The 18,244-nt window shown below is 39.3% G+C and carries 23 protein-coding genes and 2 pseudogenes; 7 read left to right on the top strand and 18 right to left on the bottom strand.

All coding sequences use genetic code 11. The features are described from left to right. Window positions 1-393: 393 nt before the first annotated feature. The 4 genes from IPI65_01640 to IPI65_01625 form a co-directional block, all read right to left on the bottom strand. Window positions 394-858, bottom strand: a complete 465-nt coding sequence (locus IPI65_01640) for a DUF3368 domain-containing protein (GenBank protein ID MBK7440260.1) — start codon at window positions 856-858, stop codon at window positions 394-396. Next, window positions 851-1,078 (bottom strand): UPF0175 family protein, encoded by a 228-nt coding sequence (locus IPI65_01635; protein ID MBK7440259.1) that lies wholly within the window; start codon window positions 1,076-1,078, stop codon window positions 851-853. The genes IPI65_01640 and IPI65_01635 overlap by 8 nt, the downstream gene beginning before the upstream one ends. Before the next feature lie 92 nt (window positions 1,079-1,170). Continuing rightward, window positions 1,171-1,353: a histone H1 gene (locus IPI65_01630; GenBank protein ID MBK7440258.1), complete on the bottom strand. Its 183-nt coding sequence runs from the start codon at window positions 1,351-1,353 to the stop codon at window positions 1,171-1,173. Window positions 1,354-1,485: 132 nt separating this feature from the next. Continuing rightward, window positions 1,486-2,727, bottom strand: a complete 1,242-nt coding sequence (locus IPI65_01625) for a pyridoxal phosphate-dependent aminotransferase family protein (GenBank protein ID MBK7440257.1) — start codon at window positions 2,725-2,727, stop codon at window positions 1,486-1,488. A 133-nt stretch (window positions 2,728-2,860) separates the two neighbouring features. Here IPI65_01625 and bamD point away from each other — a divergent pair, with 133 nt between their 5' ends. Genes bamD through IPI65_01605 form a run of 4 tightly spaced genes read left to right on the top strand, consistent with a single transcriptional unit; the run spans window position 2,861 to window position 6,146 of the window. Beyond that, window positions 2,861-3,715, top strand: a complete 855-nt coding sequence (gene bamD, locus IPI65_01620) for an outer membrane protein assembly factor BamD (GenBank protein MBK7440256.1) — start codon at window positions 2,861-2,863, stop codon at window positions 3,713-3,715. After that, window positions 3,693-4,040, top strand: a complete 348-nt coding sequence (locus IPI65_01615; GenBank protein MBK7440255.1) for a DNA-directed RNA polymerase subunit omega — start codon at window positions 3,693-3,695, stop codon at window positions 4,038-4,040. Before bamD ends, IPI65_01615 begins: the two co-directional genes overlap by 23 nt. Further along, window positions 4,040-5,254, top strand: coding sequence for a bifunctional phosphopantothenoylcysteine decarboxylase/phosphopantothenate--cysteine ligase CoaBC (gene coaBC, locus IPI65_01610; GenBank protein ID MBK7440254.1), 1,215 nt, complete (start codon window positions 4,040-4,042; stop codon window positions 5,252-5,254). The genes IPI65_01615 and coaBC overlap by 1 nt, the downstream gene beginning before the upstream one ends. After that, complete coding sequence (locus IPI65_01605; GenBank protein ID MBK7440253.1) at window positions 5,247-6,146, top strand: DUF4835 family protein; 900 nt, start codon at window positions 5,247-5,249, stop codon at window positions 6,144-6,146. Before coaBC ends, IPI65_01605 begins: the two co-directional genes overlap by 8 nt. A gap of 346 nt (window positions 6,147-6,492) precedes the next feature. On the opposite strand, the gene IPI65_01600 is transcribed toward IPI65_01605, so the two are convergent. Then, window positions 6,493-7,650 carry a DUF3179 domain-containing protein gene (locus IPI65_01600; GenBank protein MBK7440252.1) on the bottom strand — a complete coding sequence of 386 codons (1,158 nt, stop codon included), beginning with the start codon at window positions 7,648-7,650 and terminating at the stop codon, window positions 6,493-6,495. A 124-nt stretch (window positions 7,651-7,774) separates the two neighbouring features. On the opposite strand from IPI65_01600, the gene recN reads away from it, so the two are divergent. Beyond that, window positions 7,775-9,457 (top strand): DNA repair protein RecN, encoded by a 1,683-nt coding sequence (gene recN / locus IPI65_01595; GenBank protein MBK7440251.1) that lies wholly within the window; start codon window positions 7,775-7,777, stop codon window positions 9,455-9,457. A 649-nt stretch (window positions 9,458-10,106) separates the two neighbouring features. Here recN and IPI65_01590 read toward each other — a convergent pair. The 13 genes from IPI65_01590 to IPI65_01530 all read right to left on the bottom strand — a co-directional run bounded on the left by IPI65_01590 (window position 10,107) and on the right by IPI65_01530 (window position 15,961). Continuing rightward, entirely contained in the window at window positions 10,107-10,730 is a 624-nt protein-coding gene (locus tag IPI65_01590) for a T9SS type A sorting domain-containing protein (GenBank protein ID MBK7440250.1), read from the bottom strand. Window positions 10,731-10,747: 17 nt separating this feature from the next. Continuing rightward, window positions 10,748-11,497, bottom strand: coding sequence for a hypothetical protein (locus IPI65_01585; protein MBK7440249.1), 750 nt, complete (start codon window positions 11,495-11,497; stop codon window positions 10,748-10,750). Further along, window positions 11,460-12,065 (bottom strand): hypothetical protein, encoded by a 606-nt coding sequence (locus tag IPI65_01580; protein MBK7440248.1) that lies wholly within the window; start codon window positions 12,063-12,065, stop codon window positions 11,460-11,462. Before IPI65_01580 ends, IPI65_01585 begins: the two co-directional genes overlap by 38 nt. A gap of 185 nt (window positions 12,066-12,250) precedes the next feature. Then, window positions 12,251-12,562: a hypothetical protein gene (locus IPI65_01575; protein ID MBK7440247.1), complete on the bottom strand. Its 312-nt coding sequence runs from the start codon at window positions 12,560-12,562 to the stop codon at window positions 12,251-12,253. A 143-nt stretch (window positions 12,563-12,705) separates the two neighbouring features. Beyond that, window positions 12,706-13,008 carry a hypothetical protein gene (locus IPI65_01570; GenBank protein MBK7440246.1) on the bottom strand — a complete coding sequence of 101 codons (303 nt, stop codon included), beginning with the start codon at window positions 13,006-13,008 and terminating at the stop codon, window positions 12,706-12,708. A 524-nt stretch (window positions 13,009-13,532) separates the two neighbouring features. Next, window positions 13,533-13,901, bottom strand: a complete 369-nt coding sequence (locus IPI65_01565) for a hypothetical protein (protein ID MBK7440245.1) — start codon at window positions 13,899-13,901, stop codon at window positions 13,533-13,535. Continuing rightward, a complete protein-coding gene (locus IPI65_01560; GenBank protein MBK7440244.1) occupies window positions 13,876-14,160 on the bottom strand; it encodes a hypothetical protein in 285 nt (94 codons plus the stop codon). Before IPI65_01560 ends, IPI65_01565 begins: the two co-directional genes overlap by 26 nt. 24 nt (window positions 14,161-14,184) lie before the next feature. Then, the gene (locus IPI65_01555; protein MBK7440243.1) at window positions 14,185-14,559 is read right to left on the bottom strand and encodes a hypothetical protein; all 375 of its coding nucleotides are present in this window, start codon (window positions 14,557-14,559) and stop codon (window positions 14,185-14,187) included. A 132-nt stretch (window positions 14,560-14,691) separates the two neighbouring features. Beyond that, complete coding sequence (locus IPI65_01550) at window positions 14,692-14,853, bottom strand: hypothetical protein (GenBank protein ID MBK7440242.1); 162 nt, start codon at window positions 14,851-14,853, stop codon at window positions 14,692-14,694. A gap of 108 nt (window positions 14,854-14,961) precedes the next feature. After that, complete coding sequence (locus IPI65_01545; protein ID MBK7440241.1) at window positions 14,962-15,276, bottom strand: hypothetical protein; 315 nt, start codon at window positions 15,274-15,276, stop codon at window positions 14,962-14,964. A gap of 21 nt (window positions 15,277-15,297) precedes the next feature. Then, window positions 15,298-15,615, bottom strand: coding sequence for a hypothetical protein (locus tag IPI65_01540; GenBank protein MBK7440240.1), 318 nt, complete (start codon window positions 15,613-15,615; stop codon window positions 15,298-15,300). Then, a complete protein-coding gene (locus IPI65_01535; protein MBK7440239.1) occupies window positions 15,603-15,782 on the bottom strand; it encodes a hypothetical protein in 180 nt (59 codons plus the stop codon). Before IPI65_01535 ends, IPI65_01540 begins: the two co-directional genes overlap by 13 nt. After that, the gene (locus IPI65_01530; GenBank protein ID MBK7440238.1) at window positions 15,779-15,961 is read right to left on the bottom strand and encodes a hypothetical protein; all 183 of its coding nucleotides are present in this window, start codon (window positions 15,959-15,961) and stop codon (window positions 15,779-15,781) included. The genes IPI65_01535 and IPI65_01530 overlap by 4 nt, the downstream gene beginning before the upstream one ends. A gap of 778 nt (window positions 15,962-16,739) precedes the next feature. Between IPI65_01530 and IPI65_01525 the strand changes: the two are divergent. Both IPI65_01525 and IPI65_01520 read left to right on the top strand, forming a co-directional pair. Then, window positions 16,740-17,168, top strand: a pseudogene (locus IPI65_01525) (S46 family peptidase). After that, window positions 17,165-17,913: pseudogene (locus IPI65_01520) on the top strand (S46 family peptidase). The pseudogenes IPI65_01525 and IPI65_01520 overlap by 4 nt, the downstream one beginning before the upstream one ends. Window positions 17,914-18,244 lie beyond the last annotated feature (331 nt).

The following is an 18,244-nucleotide window of genomic DNA, read 5'->3' as shown; positions in this document are numbered from 1 at the left end:
GGATTTTGTCTAAAAATGAAATTTGATTATAAATTTTCATTTCGTCTGTTTTATTAGCACATTATTCGCTACATGGCAATGGGCAGACACATGGGTCAGCCCCTACGTTAGCTATGAATTAAATTTTAACTCAAAATTCGGCTGTTTAATCAGCACATCAACACATTAGCACATCAGCACATTATCAGGCTGTTTCCTTTGGCTTTTCTCCGTGGTTTCGGCTGTTTAATTGGTGCGTCGTCCGGAAGTTTTATTAGCTCATTATCCGTTACAGCGCAATGGGCAGAGACATGGGTCAGCCCCTACGGAGCTTCGAATGAAATTCTAACTTAAAATCGACTGTTTAATTGATACATTGGTACATCGGTATCCGCTGCGGCGGACACATTAATATTATTTTATTACTTCATTTGCTTCTTGTAATGCCTGAAATTCTAGTTCGGGAGAAATAAAGAAATTGGTTTCTTTAATTTTATTTAGGATGGGAATTATAGAAGGTATGATTTTATTTAATTTTGCTTTAATAATAATTCCTATAGTACCTGTAATTTTAATATTTAATTGTAAAGCAATTTTTCGGGCTTTCAAATCATCAATTATAAGTGTACAATTTGGCGTTTCAAGGGCTAAGGTGAGTGCGCTGGATTCACCTTTATCAATCTGCAATTCTAAAATTTGTTGTACTAGTTTATCCTTAATATTAACAACTACAACCCAATCCGGCAAAGGTTCGTCATACTCTTCAGCAATTTCAACAGTAGTATAAACCTCACCATATAATTGATGTAGCAGTTCAAGTTCATTAATTTTCGCTAAAATTATAAAGCAACTAGTATCCGAAATAATAGTTTTATGCATTCAAAACATCATTGGAAAGGTCAGCAACTTTGGAATTAAAAACAGATACGTTATAGCGACCGATTATCTCGATAAATACGCGTTTGCTTACGCCTGCAATTTCAGCAGCCTGCCCAAGAGAAAGTTTACCTTGTTTATACAACTCCGCTGCAAAAAACATTGCCAACTGAGCGTTGTCAAATTCTAAACTGTCAGGAATACTAAGTGTTAATACTTTCATATCAGCGAATATAATAAAATTCCATAAGCGAACAAAATTATGATAGCATTGCAGCTCGGCTGCAAATCTAACTTTGCTGAATCGAAAAGGTATTAAACCTTCATTTTTCGCGACTCGAGTACCTGTTTTCGGAGTTCGGTGGAAATTTCTTTGATGTCTTGCAAACTTTTGCGCATGCGGGTGCCGGCGGTTTTGTTTCCTTTTGATGAATACTTAATCATGTCTTCTTCAGCGAGAGCAACAAGGGCTTTAAGTTGGTTGAATTTTTGTTGCATGTTCATAAAAAATAAAGGGTGTTAAATAGATTTCAAATGCAATTTAAGGCAGGGTTCAGCTACCTCAAATGTTATAAGGAGACGCAATATAGGAAAAATGCCGGAAAAAACCATTCCGGCATTTTAAAATTTTTATACTTTAACCAAATCTTCTTTCAGATAGGCACCGCTGTTAATTTTTTCACGGATAGCTGAGAATGCTTCCAGTGTTTTTTGGATATCATCATCGTTATGTGAAGCGGTAGGAATAATACGTAACATCAACATGCCTTTAGGAATAACCGGATAGGTTACCGCCGAGCAGAAGATGCCGTGATTTTCGCGCAAATCCACAACCAGGTTGATTGTTTCAGGAATACTCACCTTTAAATATACAGGCGTAACAGGGCTATTGGTATTTCCTAAATCGAAACCACGACCGCGGAAACCGTCCTGTAATTTATTTACATTATCCCATAACTGGGCTTTTAATTCCGGTTTGCTGCGCAATAATTCGAGGCGTTTTAAGTTACCAATTACAATAGGCATTGGTAAGGATTTCGCATATATCTGCGAACGTAAATTGTAACGTAAATACCAGATTACATCTTTTTCACCAGAAATAAATGCACCGATACTTGCCATCGATTTTGCGAAGGTTGAAAAATAGAGGTCGATACCATCCTGACAGCCTTGCGCTTCGCCGGTACCTGCACCTGTTTCGCCCATGGTTCCGAAGCCGTGTGCATCGTCAACCAATAAACGGAAATTATATTTTTCTTTTAAAGCAACAACTTCTTTTAATTTACCCTGATCGCCGCCCATACCGAAAACACCTTCGGTAATCACTAAAATACCACCGGGCGTGCCCTGCACCATTTCGGTAGCACGTTTTAACTGCACTTCACAGTTTTCGATATCGTTGTGACGGTAAACAAAACGTTTGCCCTGGTGTAAACGTACACCATCAATAATACATGCATGACTTTCAGCGTCGTAAACAATCACATCGTGGCGACTGCATACAGCGTCGATAACGCTCATGATGCCTTGGTATCCGTAGTTTAATAAAAAGGTATCTTCTTTCATTTCGAAAGCGCTGAGTTCGCGTTCGAGTTGTTCGTGGTAATCGGAGTTACCACTCATCATTCGGCTACCCATTGGATATGCCAGTCCGAATTGTGCTGAAGCTTCCGCATCAATTTTTCTCACCTCAGGATGGTTTGCCAGTCCGAGGTAATTGTTTAAACTCCAGGTAATTCTTTCTTTACCTCTGAAGGTCATTTTCGGGCCAATTTCGCCTTCCAGTTTAGGAAACATCATATAACCATGTGCCACATCACTCCACTTTCCTAACGGACCTCTGTCTTTTCTTAGTTTGTCAAAAATATCCATAGCTGCTAAGTTTTCAATTTTTTAAGGGTGCAAAGATATTACCTTAACTTTGGTCTTAAAAATTTAATACCAAGTTTTCAATAAAAATCAATTAACTGCGTTTAAGGTTAAATTTATTAATTTTGCGCCTCTTATGTTCAATAACAGGGTTATTGCTTTTGCAATTATAATACTTTCTTTTGGAGTTTTCACGGGTTGTCAATACGACAAACTGATGAAAAGTGATGATTTTGACGCTAAATATGTGAAAGCTAAGGAATACTATGGCGAAGGCGACTACGCAAAAGCCCTGCCGTTGTTGGATCAGCTGCTTACCGTGAAAGTGGGCACCCCCGACGAAAAAGAAATTCGATATTACATGGCACAGTGTTATTACGGCCAGGGCGACTATTTTTCATCAGCGAGTTTATTTAAGCAGGTGTTCAATATTTTCCCTTTTTCGGCTGAGGCTGAGGAATCGTTGTTTATGAGTGCGAAGTCGATGTATGATGCCTCACCGCGTTATCCGCTCGACCAAACCTATAGCTATAAGGCCATTGAGGCTTTTCAATATTTTATTGATGTGTATCCGAAAAGTGCCCTGGTAACGGATGCCAACAAGTATATGGATGAGTTACGCGACAAGCTGGAGGCTAAATTAATTGCCAGCGCTGAACTTTATTACAATACAGAACATTATCAGGCTGCAGCGGTTACTTACGCAAACGTGCTGCTCGACTTCCCCGACACGAAAGATGCCGAGGATATCAGCTTTAAAATTATCAACAGCTGGTTCAGTTATGCGGGACAGAGTATCGTTTGCCGTAAAGAAGAACGTTACGACCTTGCGATTAAGGCTTATAACGATTACATCAGGGCCTACCCTGCCAGCAGCAGAGCAGACCAGGCGAAATCGCTGTATGACCGCAGTATCGCGTTAAAAGACAAAGCAATAAACGAAATAACAACATATAAAATCAATTGCGATGAGCTCACTAAAGAAAATTAATACACAGTTATCACCTTCAATTGAAGTGCAGAGCCTGAAAACTATTGAAAACGCTTCCGGTAATATCTATAAATCGATATTCCTGGTTGGTAAACGTGCAGAACAAATTACACAGGTTGTACGTGGTGAATTACATAGTAAACTGGAAGAGTTTGCTACACATCAGGATAATTTGGAAGAGGTTTTCGAAAACCGTGAGCAGATTGAGATTTCACGTTATTACGAAAAATTACCAAAAAGCACCTTAATCGCATTGGAGGAATTCAAAAATGGTCAGATCTACTGGCGCGACCGCGATGTTGAGGAGCCTAAAGAAACAAAATAATGTCCTTACAGGGCAAAAAAATTCTGCTTGGCGTAAGTGGCGGAATTGCTGCTTATAAAAGTGCATTGCTTACCCGTTTATTAGTTAAGGAAGGCGCTGAAGTAAAAGTTATGATGACCCCGGGGGCGAAAGCCTTTATCGGGGCATTAACTTTTTCTACCCTGTCCAAAAACCCCGTTGCGGTCGATTTTTACAACGAATCTGATGGCACCTGGAACAACCATGTGGCCGCCGGCATGTGGGGCGATTTGATTTTGATTGCTCCGGCTACTGCAAATACCATCTCCAAAATGGCAGTAGGTATGAGCGATAACTTCCTGATAACCACTTACTTATCTGCAAAATGTCCGGTTGCTATTGCACCTGCTATGGATTTAGATATGTGGTTACATTCAACTACACAGAAGAATATCCAAACCCTTAAGAGTAATGGTGTGCTGATGCTTGATCCGGAATCGGGCGAGCTGGCCAGCGGCTTAAACGGCACCGGCAGAATGGCTGAACCGGAGCATATTTTAAGCTGGCTGCAAAAATACTTTGATACCGCTCCCAAACGTTTAGCAGGAAAAAAAGTGCTGATTACTGCAGGACCAACATACGAAGCAATAGACCCTGTGCGGTTCATAGGGAACCATTCGAGCGGGAAAATGGGCTTTGCCCTGGCAACAGCATTTGAACGCGAAGGCGCCGCCGTAACCGTGGTGCACGGACCAGTGGAAGCAGCGCTTATCCCCGACTCCATTTCAACCATCGCCGTAACCGGTGCTGAGGAAATGTTGAATGCTTGTCTGCCCCAATTTGAAACCACCGACATATTCGTAGCCGCAGCAGCAGTCGCCGACTTTACACCTGTAGCGCCATCCGACAAAAAGATTAAAAAAAGTGAGCAGCCGGATGCTTTGCTGGAGCTACAGTTAAAACGAACACCCGACATTCTTAAAACCCTGAGCGCAGGCAAGACGAAACAGGTTGTGATAGGATTTGCTCTCGAAACCGATAATGAAGCGGCTAATGCGGCAAAGAAATTGCAACAGAAGGGTTTAGATATGATTGTATTGAACTCGATGAACGACAGTGGTGCGGGTTTTAAACATGATACGAATAAGATAACAATTTTGGATAAATTTGGCAATCAGACTAACTTTGAATTGAAGAGCAAACAAGCTGTTGCTAACGATATCGTGAACTATATAATAAACAACTTACATGCGTAATATCCTCCTACTCCTTTTAATCAACCTGATTTGCGCTCCTGCTTTTGCCCAGGATTTGAACTGTGTCGTAACCGTAAATGCAGAGAAAGTAACTCAGACGGACCCGAAAATATTCAAAACGCTGGAGACTTCCATCTTCGAATTTATGAATACACGTAAGTGGACCGATGATGTATTTAAGCCTGAGGAACGTATTGAATGTCAGATACTTATAACAATTACCGAAGAGCTTGCCAGCGATAAATTCCGCGCTCAGGCGTCGGTGGTTTCACGCAGACCGGTTTATGGAAGTGATTACAACAGCACCTTGTTAAATTTTGTAGATAAGGATTTTGAATTCAACTATGCAGAATATCAGCCACTGGAATTTAATGAGAATCAGTTTTCGAGCAACCTGACTGCCATGCTGGCTTATTATGCCTATATCATTATTGGTTTAGATTACGATTCGTTTGCACCTAAGGGGGGAGATAAATACTTCTTAAAAGCTCAAACTATAGTTAATCAGGCCGGAAATGCTGATGCAAAAGGCTGGAAGAGTTACGACGGCACCAGAAACCGCTATTGGTATATCACCAACATTCTTGACCCGAAATTTGCCGCGATTAGAGATGCGAGTTATCAATACCATCGTCAGGCCTTGGATCAAATGTATAACGACCAAACCAAGCCGATTACGATTATTACTAAGGCGTTACAAACCCTCGATAATATCAACCGTACATCTCCAAACAGTATGGTTTTACAATTGTTTTTTTCGGCTAAAAGTGATGAATTACTTGGCTTGTATTCCAAAGCCACACCTGCTGAAAAATCGAAGGCTGTCTCCTACCTCACGCGACTTGACCCGATTAATGCGGATAGTTACCAGGAATTGCTGACGGGTAAATAGGGGTTGGATGATGATTTTCTTAAACCATTAGAAAGGTGACTTCCCAGCAACTTAAGACAGAAATTAATCAGGTTTTGGATCAGGTTCCGGATGAGCTGCTTGTTGAAATTCTTGCTTTCCTAAAAGTAATTCAATCAGAAAACACGGCTGATTCAAAAAGACTTATTTCCAACTTCCGAAAGGTACTTTCTGAGGATAAAGACCTACTTCACAAACTGTCATTTTGATTAATACAGTTCTTAGTTAAGCCAAGATAAAATTTATTGGTTTAAGTGATGGGTTTGGTTATTTTTTATCATAACAAATTGACAATCAACTTACTATATTGATTATCTACGATATTACATCACTTCTTCCTAAACTCCTGATAAGCATGATAAAATTCCTGATAGGCAGGTAATTTTTTCATTTTAAGGCCCTTCCCTTCTTCAGAAACGCAGATGCCATCCATATTCCACAAAACACCATTTGCATCGCTGATGAAGTTGCCTGTAGCATCTAAACCGTAAACAGTATTCGCCGGTCGCTGGAATGCATGGAAGGTTTGGTTGTCGGATTCCATTACGAGGAGTATATTGGTTGTGCCTACCGTATCATTAATCACCTTTTTCTGCACCAGTTCGTTCCAATCGAAGGCTTTGGTATGTTCGCCCACTTCGACGCTGACAACCCACGATTTTGGCTGCCAGGGATTTTGGTCGCGGTCTTCGAGGTCGGAGTTTATTTTACCGTTGTCATAACCATCTAACCCCGCATAATCTTTTTTAAAGGCAGCATCCGGTTGCAAAACAACGGCATTGGGATAACGCTGTTGCCATTTTTGTAAAGGCATTTGTTCAGATGGAATTTCTGCTAACACTGTGCCTTTCATTTTGCCGGTTATAGACTCTCCCGTAGCCTGTCGCCACCAGCTTTTTGTTTTATGGTCCTCAAACATGGCATTGAAATGGTCCATCCCCACTAAACGAAAATCCATCATCTCCCCATCCACAACCGGGTCAAAAACGCGACCGGTGCGACAAACGGTGCAATAGGTAACCATTATTTCCTTCCCCCCAACAACATCACGAATTTGATGATGGTAACCGATTATTTCGATGGGATATGCTTTTGCCTCTCCTTTTATCTGAACCCCGATAACCAATTTTGATGGTGCCACATCATTTGCTGCGCCTTGTGCAAACGTAACTTGTTCGGGTTGGAGGAACATCTTATCTGCACTTAACCTGAAATTGAGAAAATAAGCGATGAGACCATAAAGGAGGATGAAAAACATGCTGATGCCCAATTTCCAAAATCGTTTGAAACGGATAAAGCGGTATAGTTGCCAGATGATCAAACTGAGCAAAAGCAAACGTATCCACCAAAGGTTACGGGAGAGGAAATAGGCAATGTTGATGGTATTCGCGTACTGACTGCCGGGGAAAGGCATGATGAAATAAACGCGAAAAATTTCGAAGGCAAACAACAAAATCAGTACAACAGGGAATATCCATTTTTTCATGTCTGCAAATTTAAGCGGGAATAAAAAAACGCCGTTGGATTTACAATCCTTTTACCAAAAAGCTGCGGACAAAATCACCATTTTATAACTACCATATCTCCTACCGTTCTTCTATCTTTACGGCATGCTGAAGGAGTTACGCATTTCGAATTACGCCATAATTAATGAGGCGGAAATTGTGTTTAGTGAGGGAATGAATATCATAACCGGAGAAACAGGAGCCGGTAAATCTATTTTATTAGGTGCTTTGAGTTTGATTTTGGGTGAGCGGGCGGACAGCAAGGTTTTGTTTAAAAAAGACAAAAAATGTGTTGTTGAAGGGGTTTTTGATATTGGTAATTACAAGCTTAAAGATTTTTTTGAAAGCAATGAAATAGATTACGAAACAGAAACCATTATCCGCCGCGAGTTGAGCGATAACGGGAAAAGTCGTGCGTTTATTAATGACTCACCGGTTAATGTCAGCACTTTGCAGTTATTTGCCGGGAAACTTATCACCATACATTCGCAACATGAAACACTGGATTTGGGTAATTCCGGTTTTCAGTTGACGGTTGTGGATGCTTTGGCAGAATCAGGAAAATTACTGGAAACGTATCGTCAGCATTATCACGCCTGGAAAATTTGTAATAAAAAACTGGAAGAAACAGAAGCACTCGCAGCTAAAGCACTTACTGAAAAAGATTTTATAGAATTTCAATTTACGGAACTGGATAAAGCGGGGTTGGATGATATTGATCAGGTGCAAATGGAAGCTGACCTCACGCAACTTAGTCATGCCGAAGAAATAAAACGCAATTTATTATTGAGTGTAGATGCACTCGAAAATGGTCAGGGTAATATTAACGACCAGTTGCGGATGGTGATAAATCAGTTGAATAGTATATCAAAATATTTACCTGATTTAGAAAATTACATCCAGCGTTTAGAATCTGCGAATATTGAGTTGCGAGATGTTACACGCGATTTGGATGATAAAGCTGCCTCTACCATTGCCGACCCGGTTCGGAGCGAACAGATTCAAACACAACTGAGTATGTTGTATCGATTGCAGAAGAAACACAATTGCAATTCGATGGAAGAATTATTGGCGCTGCGTGATACGCTGGGTGAAAAATTATTAGCCTATGTAAATTCTGAAGCTACAATTTTGGCGCTGCAGCAGGAACGAGATAAATTATTTTCGAAATTATCGATAGCGGCAAAACAGTTATCGGATAAACGGGTAAAAGCATTCGACGGGTTGGAAAAATCGGTTCATAAATTACTTGGCGAAGTAGGTATGAAAGATGCCGTTTTAAAAGTGGAACATCAATTCAGCACCGAAACACATTTATCGGAAACAGGTGCCGATCATATTCGCTTTTTATTTTCAGCCAATAAAGGCAGCAGCTTACAAGATATTAAGAAGGTAGCCAGCGGTGGTGAATTATCGCGACTGATGTTATGTATCAAATCATTATTGGCAAAAAGTGTTGCCTTGCCAACATTAATTTTTGACGAGATAGACACAGGAGTTTCCGGTGAAATCGCCCACAAGGTTGGAACCATCTTAACCCGCCTTGCACAAAACCACCAATTAATTGCCATCACCCATTTACCACAAATTGCTGCCAAGGGTAAACATCATTTATTCGTTTATAAATCTGCAGAAAAAAACACCACCTCCACCAAAATAAAATTATTAAATCCCGACGAACGGCTTACTGAAATTGCAAAAATGCTCAGTGGGGAGAATCCTACGAAGGCGGCGATGGAGAATGCGAAGGAGTTGTTGGGGAGGGATTTTTTGATTGATCAGAATTGAATTTTTTGATTGAACAAAATTGAATCAAAATTGAACAAAATTTGATTAACCGTAGGGGTGAATCAATATTCGCCCGGACGATATGTTTATTGATTGATTGATCAAAATTGATTGATTGAATCAAAATTGAAATTCATCGTAGGGGCGAATCAATATTCGCCCGAACGATAGGTTAATTGATTGATTGAACAAAATTGTTTGATTGAATCAAAATTGGAATTCATCGTTGTGGCGAATCAATATTCGCCCGGACGATATGTTTATTGATTGATTGATCAAAATTGTTTGATTGAATCAAAATTGGAATTTATCGTTGGGGCGAATCAATATTCGCCCGGACGATAGGTTAATTGATTGATTGAACAAAATTGTTTGATTGAATCAAAATTGGAATACATCGTAGGGGCGAATCAATATTCGCCCGGACGATATGTTTATTGATTGATTGATCAAAATTGTTTGATTGAATCAAAATTGGAATTCATCGTAGGGGCGAATCAATATTAGCGGGGATGATGGGTTGATTTATTGATTGATCAAAATTGATTGATTTGAACAAAATTGAAATTTATTGTATAAAAAAAAATGGCCGTTTGATAACGACCATTTTTTTTGGGATTAATATTTTAATCCGTTGTGACGGAAATGTTTATTCTACTACAATATTTCTTGAGGCTACTTGTTCACCGTTGCGGAGGCGGAGGGTGTAAACGCCGGCGCTGAGGTCTTTTCTTTCGATTGTGTAGGTATGTAAGCCGGCATTTAAATTACCATTCTGAATTACCTTAACTACCTGACCTGTGATATCGAGTAATTCGATATTTAAATCGGTTGATGTGGTTAAATTAAATTCGATGGTTGCAGCAGTTGTAACAGGGTTAGGGAAAATTTGTAAATCATTTAATCCTGTTATGTTATCGATACTGTTTTGTCCGGTAATAAATTCATCGGTTGAAGTATATGCTGTTTCAACTAATGGTGATTCAACACAAATGGTGCGCACAGCCCATTCGTAAGCTGTACTTGGTGATAAATCGGAAATGGTTATTGATGTTGCAGCAGTTGTTGTAGTTTGCCATGTTGCATCTGCTACAGCCTTATATTCCACTTCATACATTACACCACATACGCTGGCATCCCATGAAAGATTTGCCGTTGTTGCAGTTACAGTTCCGGTTGTAATTGAAACCGGTTTGCTGCAGGTGATAGTAATATTTGCGCCGTTGTCTGTTCCAACTAATGTGAAATCAGGATCAAAAGCAACAGCACGCATTCTGTAATTTGTTCCATTTACGGTTGTTGCAGGAATGGTGCAGCTACAACACCTGTTAGAGCAGTAGTTGCGAGACTGCCAATGTCCACCGATGCAGCAAAACTTCCTGTTTCATCACTTAATTGAATCGTAAATATGTTACCCGGATTGTAAGTTCCGGTTGCAGAATACGACACATTTAAATCTTCATCCGGACAATAAACCAGTTCAGGAACATTTATATTTAATGAAGGTGCGATGTAATCATATAAATCGCTTTTCCATACACTGCGGCCATATGTTGCTGCGTATATTTTATATTCAGCATAATCAATTTCCAATTCATGTACCATTACATTTGGTAAACCGGTCATATAAGGTTCCCATTCAGCTGTAATATCATCACGTGTAAATACACCTAAATCGGTACCTACATATAAACGATTTGTTTCGCTCACATTTTCATAAACAATGGTATTTACCGGAACGTTTGGTAAGCTGCCGGAAATATTTGTCCATGTGCTACCGCCATTACTTGAAAAATATACTTTATTGCCATCATCATAACCACTTAAAGCAACATAAACATGTTCCGGATTTTCATCGCTGACAGCAATAAAAATTAAATCCGATTCCACCTGTGGTAAACCAGAAGTTATATTCGTCCAGTTACCACCGTCGGTTGAAACTTTTATACGTTGTAAAAGGCAAGCATAAACATAATTGGTGTTAGAAGGTGCAACGGCAATTTCAAAACTTCTCCGGATAATCCGGCAGAAGTTGACCATGAAGTTCCGCCATTGGTAGATTTTTGAATTGAACCGGATGATGTCCATAATACATGGTAAGATGATCAACAGGGTCCATAACGAAAGGCGTAAAGCCATCCGCCGCCGCTACAGGTAAATCAGTCCAGGAAAGACCACTATTGGTTGTCCGTGAAACATAACCATACTGATAAGAAGCATACATGCGGTCTTCATCAGTATAGTCGATTATAACGCCCATACCATCGCCACCTTGAACGCGTTCCCATTCGCTGCCATCCCACAAATTACATCCATTATCCTGCCATCCGCCTAAAACCATATCATTAACGGTAAGCAAGCAGAAATGGTAAATCTGAGCCACTTTCAGGCCTTCACTGATGTCTGTCCAGGTTTCACCTTTATCAGTTGATTTGAACACACCACCATCATTACAAGCATACACCATTTTCATTTTGGGGTCGCCGGTTAATCCTTTTTGGTCGGCATGCACGTAATCGCTGCCGCCCCAGCCTGACCAATCCGATTTTCTGGACCAAGATGAACCACTGTTTGTAGAACGGGCGATATCGAGTCCACCTGTAAACACAAGTGCTTCATTAACAGGTGAAACACCTAATACGTTATCGTAATATCCATAATAAGAATTGGTTCCGCCGCCAATAGTATTGCTGCTCCAGGTGCCACCACCATCAGAACTTTTTTATTTTGTGCATCAGGCCCAAACACATAAATTACGTTTGGATTGCAGCAGTAGTTTCAATCGACATTCTGTCATCTGTTCCATAAAAGATTATCTTCCAAAACAGTCCATGTTGACTCTGTTATGTCTGAAACCAAAACATCTCTGTCGCCGACAGCATAAATTGTATTATTATCTGTTGTTTTAAATGCAAAATCGTAACAATGTGCTGCAGATACACTTGACCAGGTATCTCCCCCATCGGTAGTTCTGAAAATGCCATCTCTTGTAGCAGCCAATAATATATTGGTGTTTTCAGGATGCACAATTAAACGTTGTATGATTAACAGGTCAGATTGTATATAACTCAAACCGGTAGGTAACCAGGTTAAACCGCCATCCACAGATTTCCAAACGCCGCGGAGTAAACACCGCCCCAAAAATCCTGATCCGCTTGCCAGGTAGCTTCATAACCGTAACCATCACCTGTTGCGATATAAATGATATCATTGTTTGTCGGGTCTACGGCAACGTCGGCAATGCCGGGTTACGGAATATTATCGGTAAGTGGCACCCATGTTCCACCAAAGTCAGGTGAACGCCATAAACCGCCGCCTGCAGTTCCTGCATAAAGGGTATTTTCGTCAACAGGGTCAATCATAATCACATTCACGCGACCTACTCCCCCGCCGGATCCGGGCACTTCGGCAGTTCCAACCGGTGTCCAGTTTGCCGCTCTTTCACCTGCAGCAAATCCTGAAGGATGTGTCTTGAGATAATTGTCATATTCCTTAAATAAAATACCAGGTAACGGGTAGTTACCATTTTCATCAACACGGGTTTTCATCATATATAATCCCAGCGATTGAACTTGGAACGCAAGTCGTCAGATTCAATTTCCAGTCCCAACAAACCACTCCACCTCCAACGAATTCAGGTAGTTGAGGTAGTTTTTCGAACGGTGTAATAGTTAGGTGAATTTTGTAATCCAGGTTTGTCTTTCTTCACCTGAGGCGGTGCCTGAGCAAAGAGAAACTGTGTGGTAGCAAGGGTGAGGAGTAAGGAATAGATTTTTTCATGTTTGAAATATAAAAATTTTACTAAAGTTAATCTGAAAAAACGGGTTTAGAAAGTATGTCGTTCCAAAATGACATATTTCTGAACAAATGTTAAAGAGTTGCCCAATAGTTATTAACAGGATCTCAGGCCACAAATTTTCACTAAAACAGCCGAAAACGAATATAGTTTACAAATCTGCTCCGATTACTCAATTATTAAAGGAACAGCATAAACTGCATTATCCGATTTAAAATTAATGGAATATATACCTGCACTCAAATCGTTTTTTCAATTATAAATTGATGTGGACCGCATTTAAATTGCCATTAAAATGTTGCGTATTGCTTTACCGAAATATCTACTAAAGTAATTTGTAACACTACGGATTTGTAATTCAAATTCAAGATTACTTTGACTGGTAAGTGGATTTGGTGAAATTAATAATGATGATAATCCTAACGGTAAAATACCACTATTTGTTGCAGTAATAAATGTTATAGTATCTGCATTTTCAGTTGTAACATAGGGCAATTCAGAACAAATTGTTTTAACTGTCCATTCATAATTGGTTGCAGGTGTTAAACCTATTACTGTTGTAAATGTTGAAGTTGTTGTTGTTATTAACCATGTTGCATCAAGTATTGGTTTATATTGCACTTCATACGCTTCTGCATGCTGAACCACTCCATTGCAAATTGGCTGAAGTGGCAGTCACTATTGCTGTTACAGGCAATGAAGGTTTATCGCAAATAATACTAATATCACTGCCATTGTCAATACTCATTACAACGGGTGAACTACTTTTTACGCGCATTCTATAAACTGTTCCATTTATTGTTTCAGCAGGAATTACGCAACTGATAACGCCGGTTAAATCGGTTGAAATAAAACTGCCTATTATTGTTGGTGTAATAAATGCACCTGTTGCATCACTTAATTCCACTGTATAAATATTATCGGTAAATATTCACCAAAAAGCTGAATACGAAACATTTAATGTTTCACCCGGATATAATGATAAATCGGCAACAGTTATTGATAATGTTGGTGCTGTTACATCATAATAATCAGACATCCATACACCGCGACCGTACGTTGCAGCATAAATTTTACTGTTGGTAGGATTTAACGTTAATTCATGCACCATCACATTTGGTAAGCCCGACATAAATGCCTGCCAGTCGGCTTCATCATCATCTTTTGTAAACACACCAAAATCAGTTCCGATATATAATCTGTTAGAAGTAGAATTTTTTTCAAATAAAATAGTATTTACAGGAACGTTTGGTAATGTTCCTGAAATATTTGTCCAGGTATTACCTGCATCATTTGAAAAATACACTTTATTACCATCACTGTAACCACTTTAGGCAACCCAAATCAGAGCAGGGTCGATGTCACTAACTGCCATATAATTAAAACAAATTCCGCAGTTGGCAAACCTGCTGTTATATTGGTCCAGTTTATTCCGCCATCAAACGAGCTGACAAACATTTTGAAATGCAGAAGCATACCCATAATTGGTATTAGAAGGTGCTACAATAATATCTGTAACGGTTCCACCCAAAGTTGTTGAATGGTCGTCCCATGAACTGCCACCATCATCCGATTTTTTATGATGCCGTTTCTGTTCCATAATACATGATTAAATGATTAACAGGATCCATTTCATAAGGTGTTAACCAACCTCCTTCTCCGGGATTAATTAAGTAGGTCCACGTATCTCCAAAATTTGTAGAACGTGTTAATTTTCCATAGGATATGATGCATATAAACGATTGTCGTTGGAATAATCATCCATCCATTCCATCACCACTCTGCACACGATCCCACGATGAGCCATCCCATAATATAGTCCCGCAATCTGATATCCGAATAAAACATAATCGGATGTAGAGTTGACGATGCAACGCGATAAATTTGAGCAATGCGCAAACCGCGCTGATATTTGTCCATGTTGCTCCTTTATCCGTGGTTTTATAAATCCACTATCTGAGATGGTATAAATGACATTTACATTTGTTGGATCAAATAAAAATCCTTGTATCTGAATGCACATAATTATCATCTCCATATCCGCCTAGGTAGAAATTAACGACCATGAAGAAGCGCCATTTGTTGAACGAACAATTTCCACACCACCGAAAACACCAAATTTGCATTTAAAAGGTGAAACGCCCAATGCTGTATCCCAGTAACCATAATAGGTAATGAGATAACCGAATACTTCAATTGATCCAGGTATTCCACCATTAATACTTTTAATTTCACTATCCGGTCCGAAAATATAAATAACATCAGGATCATCCGGAGTGGTTTCAATCGACATTCTTGAATCAACATCGATTAAATCGTTTGCTTCAACAGTCCATGTTAAACCTGCATCTAAAGAAGCCAAAAATCTTTATCGCCAACAGCATAAATAATATTTGGATCGGCACCATTAAATGCCATATCGTAACAATATGCAGATTCAACCAGAGTCCATGTGTCACCACCATTATCCGTGCGATAAATTCCTGCTCTGGTGGCAAGTAAAACGGCGGTATTATCCGGATGAATCAATAATTTCTTGAATAATAATTTTGTCTTCTTGTAAATAACTTAATCCGTTGGCAGCCAGGTCGCTCCATGGTCAACAGATTTAAATACACCTCCGGAATACAATCCACCCAAAAATCCTGATCAGGATACCAGGTTGCTTCACAGCCATAACCATCACCTGTTGCAAATATAAATGACATCGTTGTTGGTCGGATCAATAGCAATATCGGCAATTCGCGGCGTTACAGGTATATTATCACTCAGTGGCATCCAGGTACGCCTAAGTCAGGTGTGCCATATCCGCCGTCTGCACTGCGGCGTAAATTGTATTTGCATCCATCGGGTCAAAAACCACCACATTAATGCGACCAACAGCACCTCCGGACGTTGGGCACTTCTGCATCACCTACAGGCTCCCAGTTTCCTGCGATTACCGTAGTTAGCGGGAGTCGGGTGACTTTTGCGGCATCAAACTCGCGAAAAATAACTCCCCGGCTAGGGTATTCGCCATTTGGACTCACTCTCGATTGCATGAGGTAATCCCAACGCATATATTTCGCCCTAAGTCATCGGATTCTGCTTCGATACCCAACAATTCGCTTTCCATTTCCGAGGTTGTGGATATATTCCGTAAACCGGCTTTACATCATAATAGTTAGGTGAATTTTCCATTGCCGGCCAAACCTTTTTTGATCGGTGGCGGTTTGACTAAACAGCAGCCCTGCAGAAATCGCAGCAGAAGCAGGTGGTAATTATGTGTTCATGGTGGAATTTTACCTAAAATTAAATAAAATTGAAATTCTGAGCGGTTTTTAGGTAAGAAATTAGTGGGGAAAGCATTGTCCTTTTACATTATTACAAGGCGAAATGCCTTAAACCCAAGGATTCTCACATTTTAACAAACTATCACATTTTTTTCGGTGACGCTTTAATATCTTCGCAACAATTGACATTCATTTTTAAATAAAATACTTACTGATGAAACAATTTTTTATTGCCGGTTTATTGTTGCTTTCGAGTTTTGGTTTAAGGGCAGATGAAGGTATGTGGCTCCCTATTTTACTGGAACAACTCAATATTGACGATATGCGGGCAAATGGTTTTAAGCTAACCGCAGAGGACATTTATTCCGTGAACAAAAGCAGCATGAAAGATGCAGTTGTGTTATTTGGGGGTGGATGTACTGGTGCGGTTATTTCAAATGAAGGTTTAATTGTAACCAATCATCACTGCGGATTTTCATCGATAAATAATCTGAGCTCACTTGAAAATAATTATTTGCGTGACGGATTTGGGCAAAAATAAAGACGAAGAAATTCCGGCCCGGGACTTACCGTTACATTTATTATCAGCATGTTTAATGTAACAGATAGTATTATTCCTTATTTAAATAATAATGTTGGATGAAGCAACAAGAAATGCTATATCAAACAACTATCGTGAACTTGAAAAACAATATAAAAAGGCACACATTACGAAGCAACTGCGCGCATTTTTATGGTAATGAATTTTATTTATTCCTGACTGAAACGTTTAAAGATATTAGGTTAGTTGGTGCGCCGCCTTCAAGTGGCAATTTTGGGGCGAGACAGATAACTGGGTTTGGCCGCGACATACAGGCGATTTCAGTATGTTTAGAATATATGCAGGTGCAGATAATAAACCGCAAATTATGATGCTAATAATGTTCCTTTAAACCTAGATATGCATTCCTATTTCATTAAAAGATGTAAGGAAAATGATTTTACAATGGTATATGGTTTTCCTGGGAAGAACACAAGAATATTTAACATCTTATGCTGTTGACCTTACCATAAATACAACCAATCCGAACCGAATTAATTGCCGTGACCAGCGACTGGAAATTATTAATAAATATATGGTAGGCAACGATACTGTTACACTTAAATATGCATCAAAAGTTCGTGGTTTAGCCAATGCCTATAAAAAATGGAAAGGCGAAATGATTGGATTAAAATTAAATGATGCTGTTACCGAAAAACAAACTTATGAAAAACGTTTTCAGCAATGGGCAAATACACATGAAGGTAAAATTACACCCAATTTATTAAGCGAAATGAATCTGCTTATACCGATTATAAAAAATATGCTGAACTCATCGATTATACTACCGAAGCATTTTATGGCGTAGAATTACTCAACTTTTCAAGTAATTATAAAAGTTGCAAACTTGCTGGGCAACAGACACCGTAACTGATGAAGATGTAAAAAAGAAGCAACAACATTATTGTCAAACGCAAATGGTTTTATCAAAATATGATGCACGTATTGATAAAGAAATATTTGCTACGATGCTAAAACTCTATGCTGAATATGTGGACGTCGTTACAATCTGATTATTTTAAAAATGAATTAATTAAATATAAAAATAATTACAAAGCATGGGCAAATGCGGTATTTAGTAAATCGGTTTTTGCCGACCAGAGAAAAATTAAATAAAGCACTAACAAATTTGAATGTTA

This window comes from Bacteroidota bacterium (genome assembly GCA_016706255.1).
Lineage (GTDB): Bacteria > Bacteroidota > Bacteroidia > Chitinophagales > BACL12 > UBA7236.
This window is presented reverse-complemented; position numbering and strand designations above follow the sequence as displayed.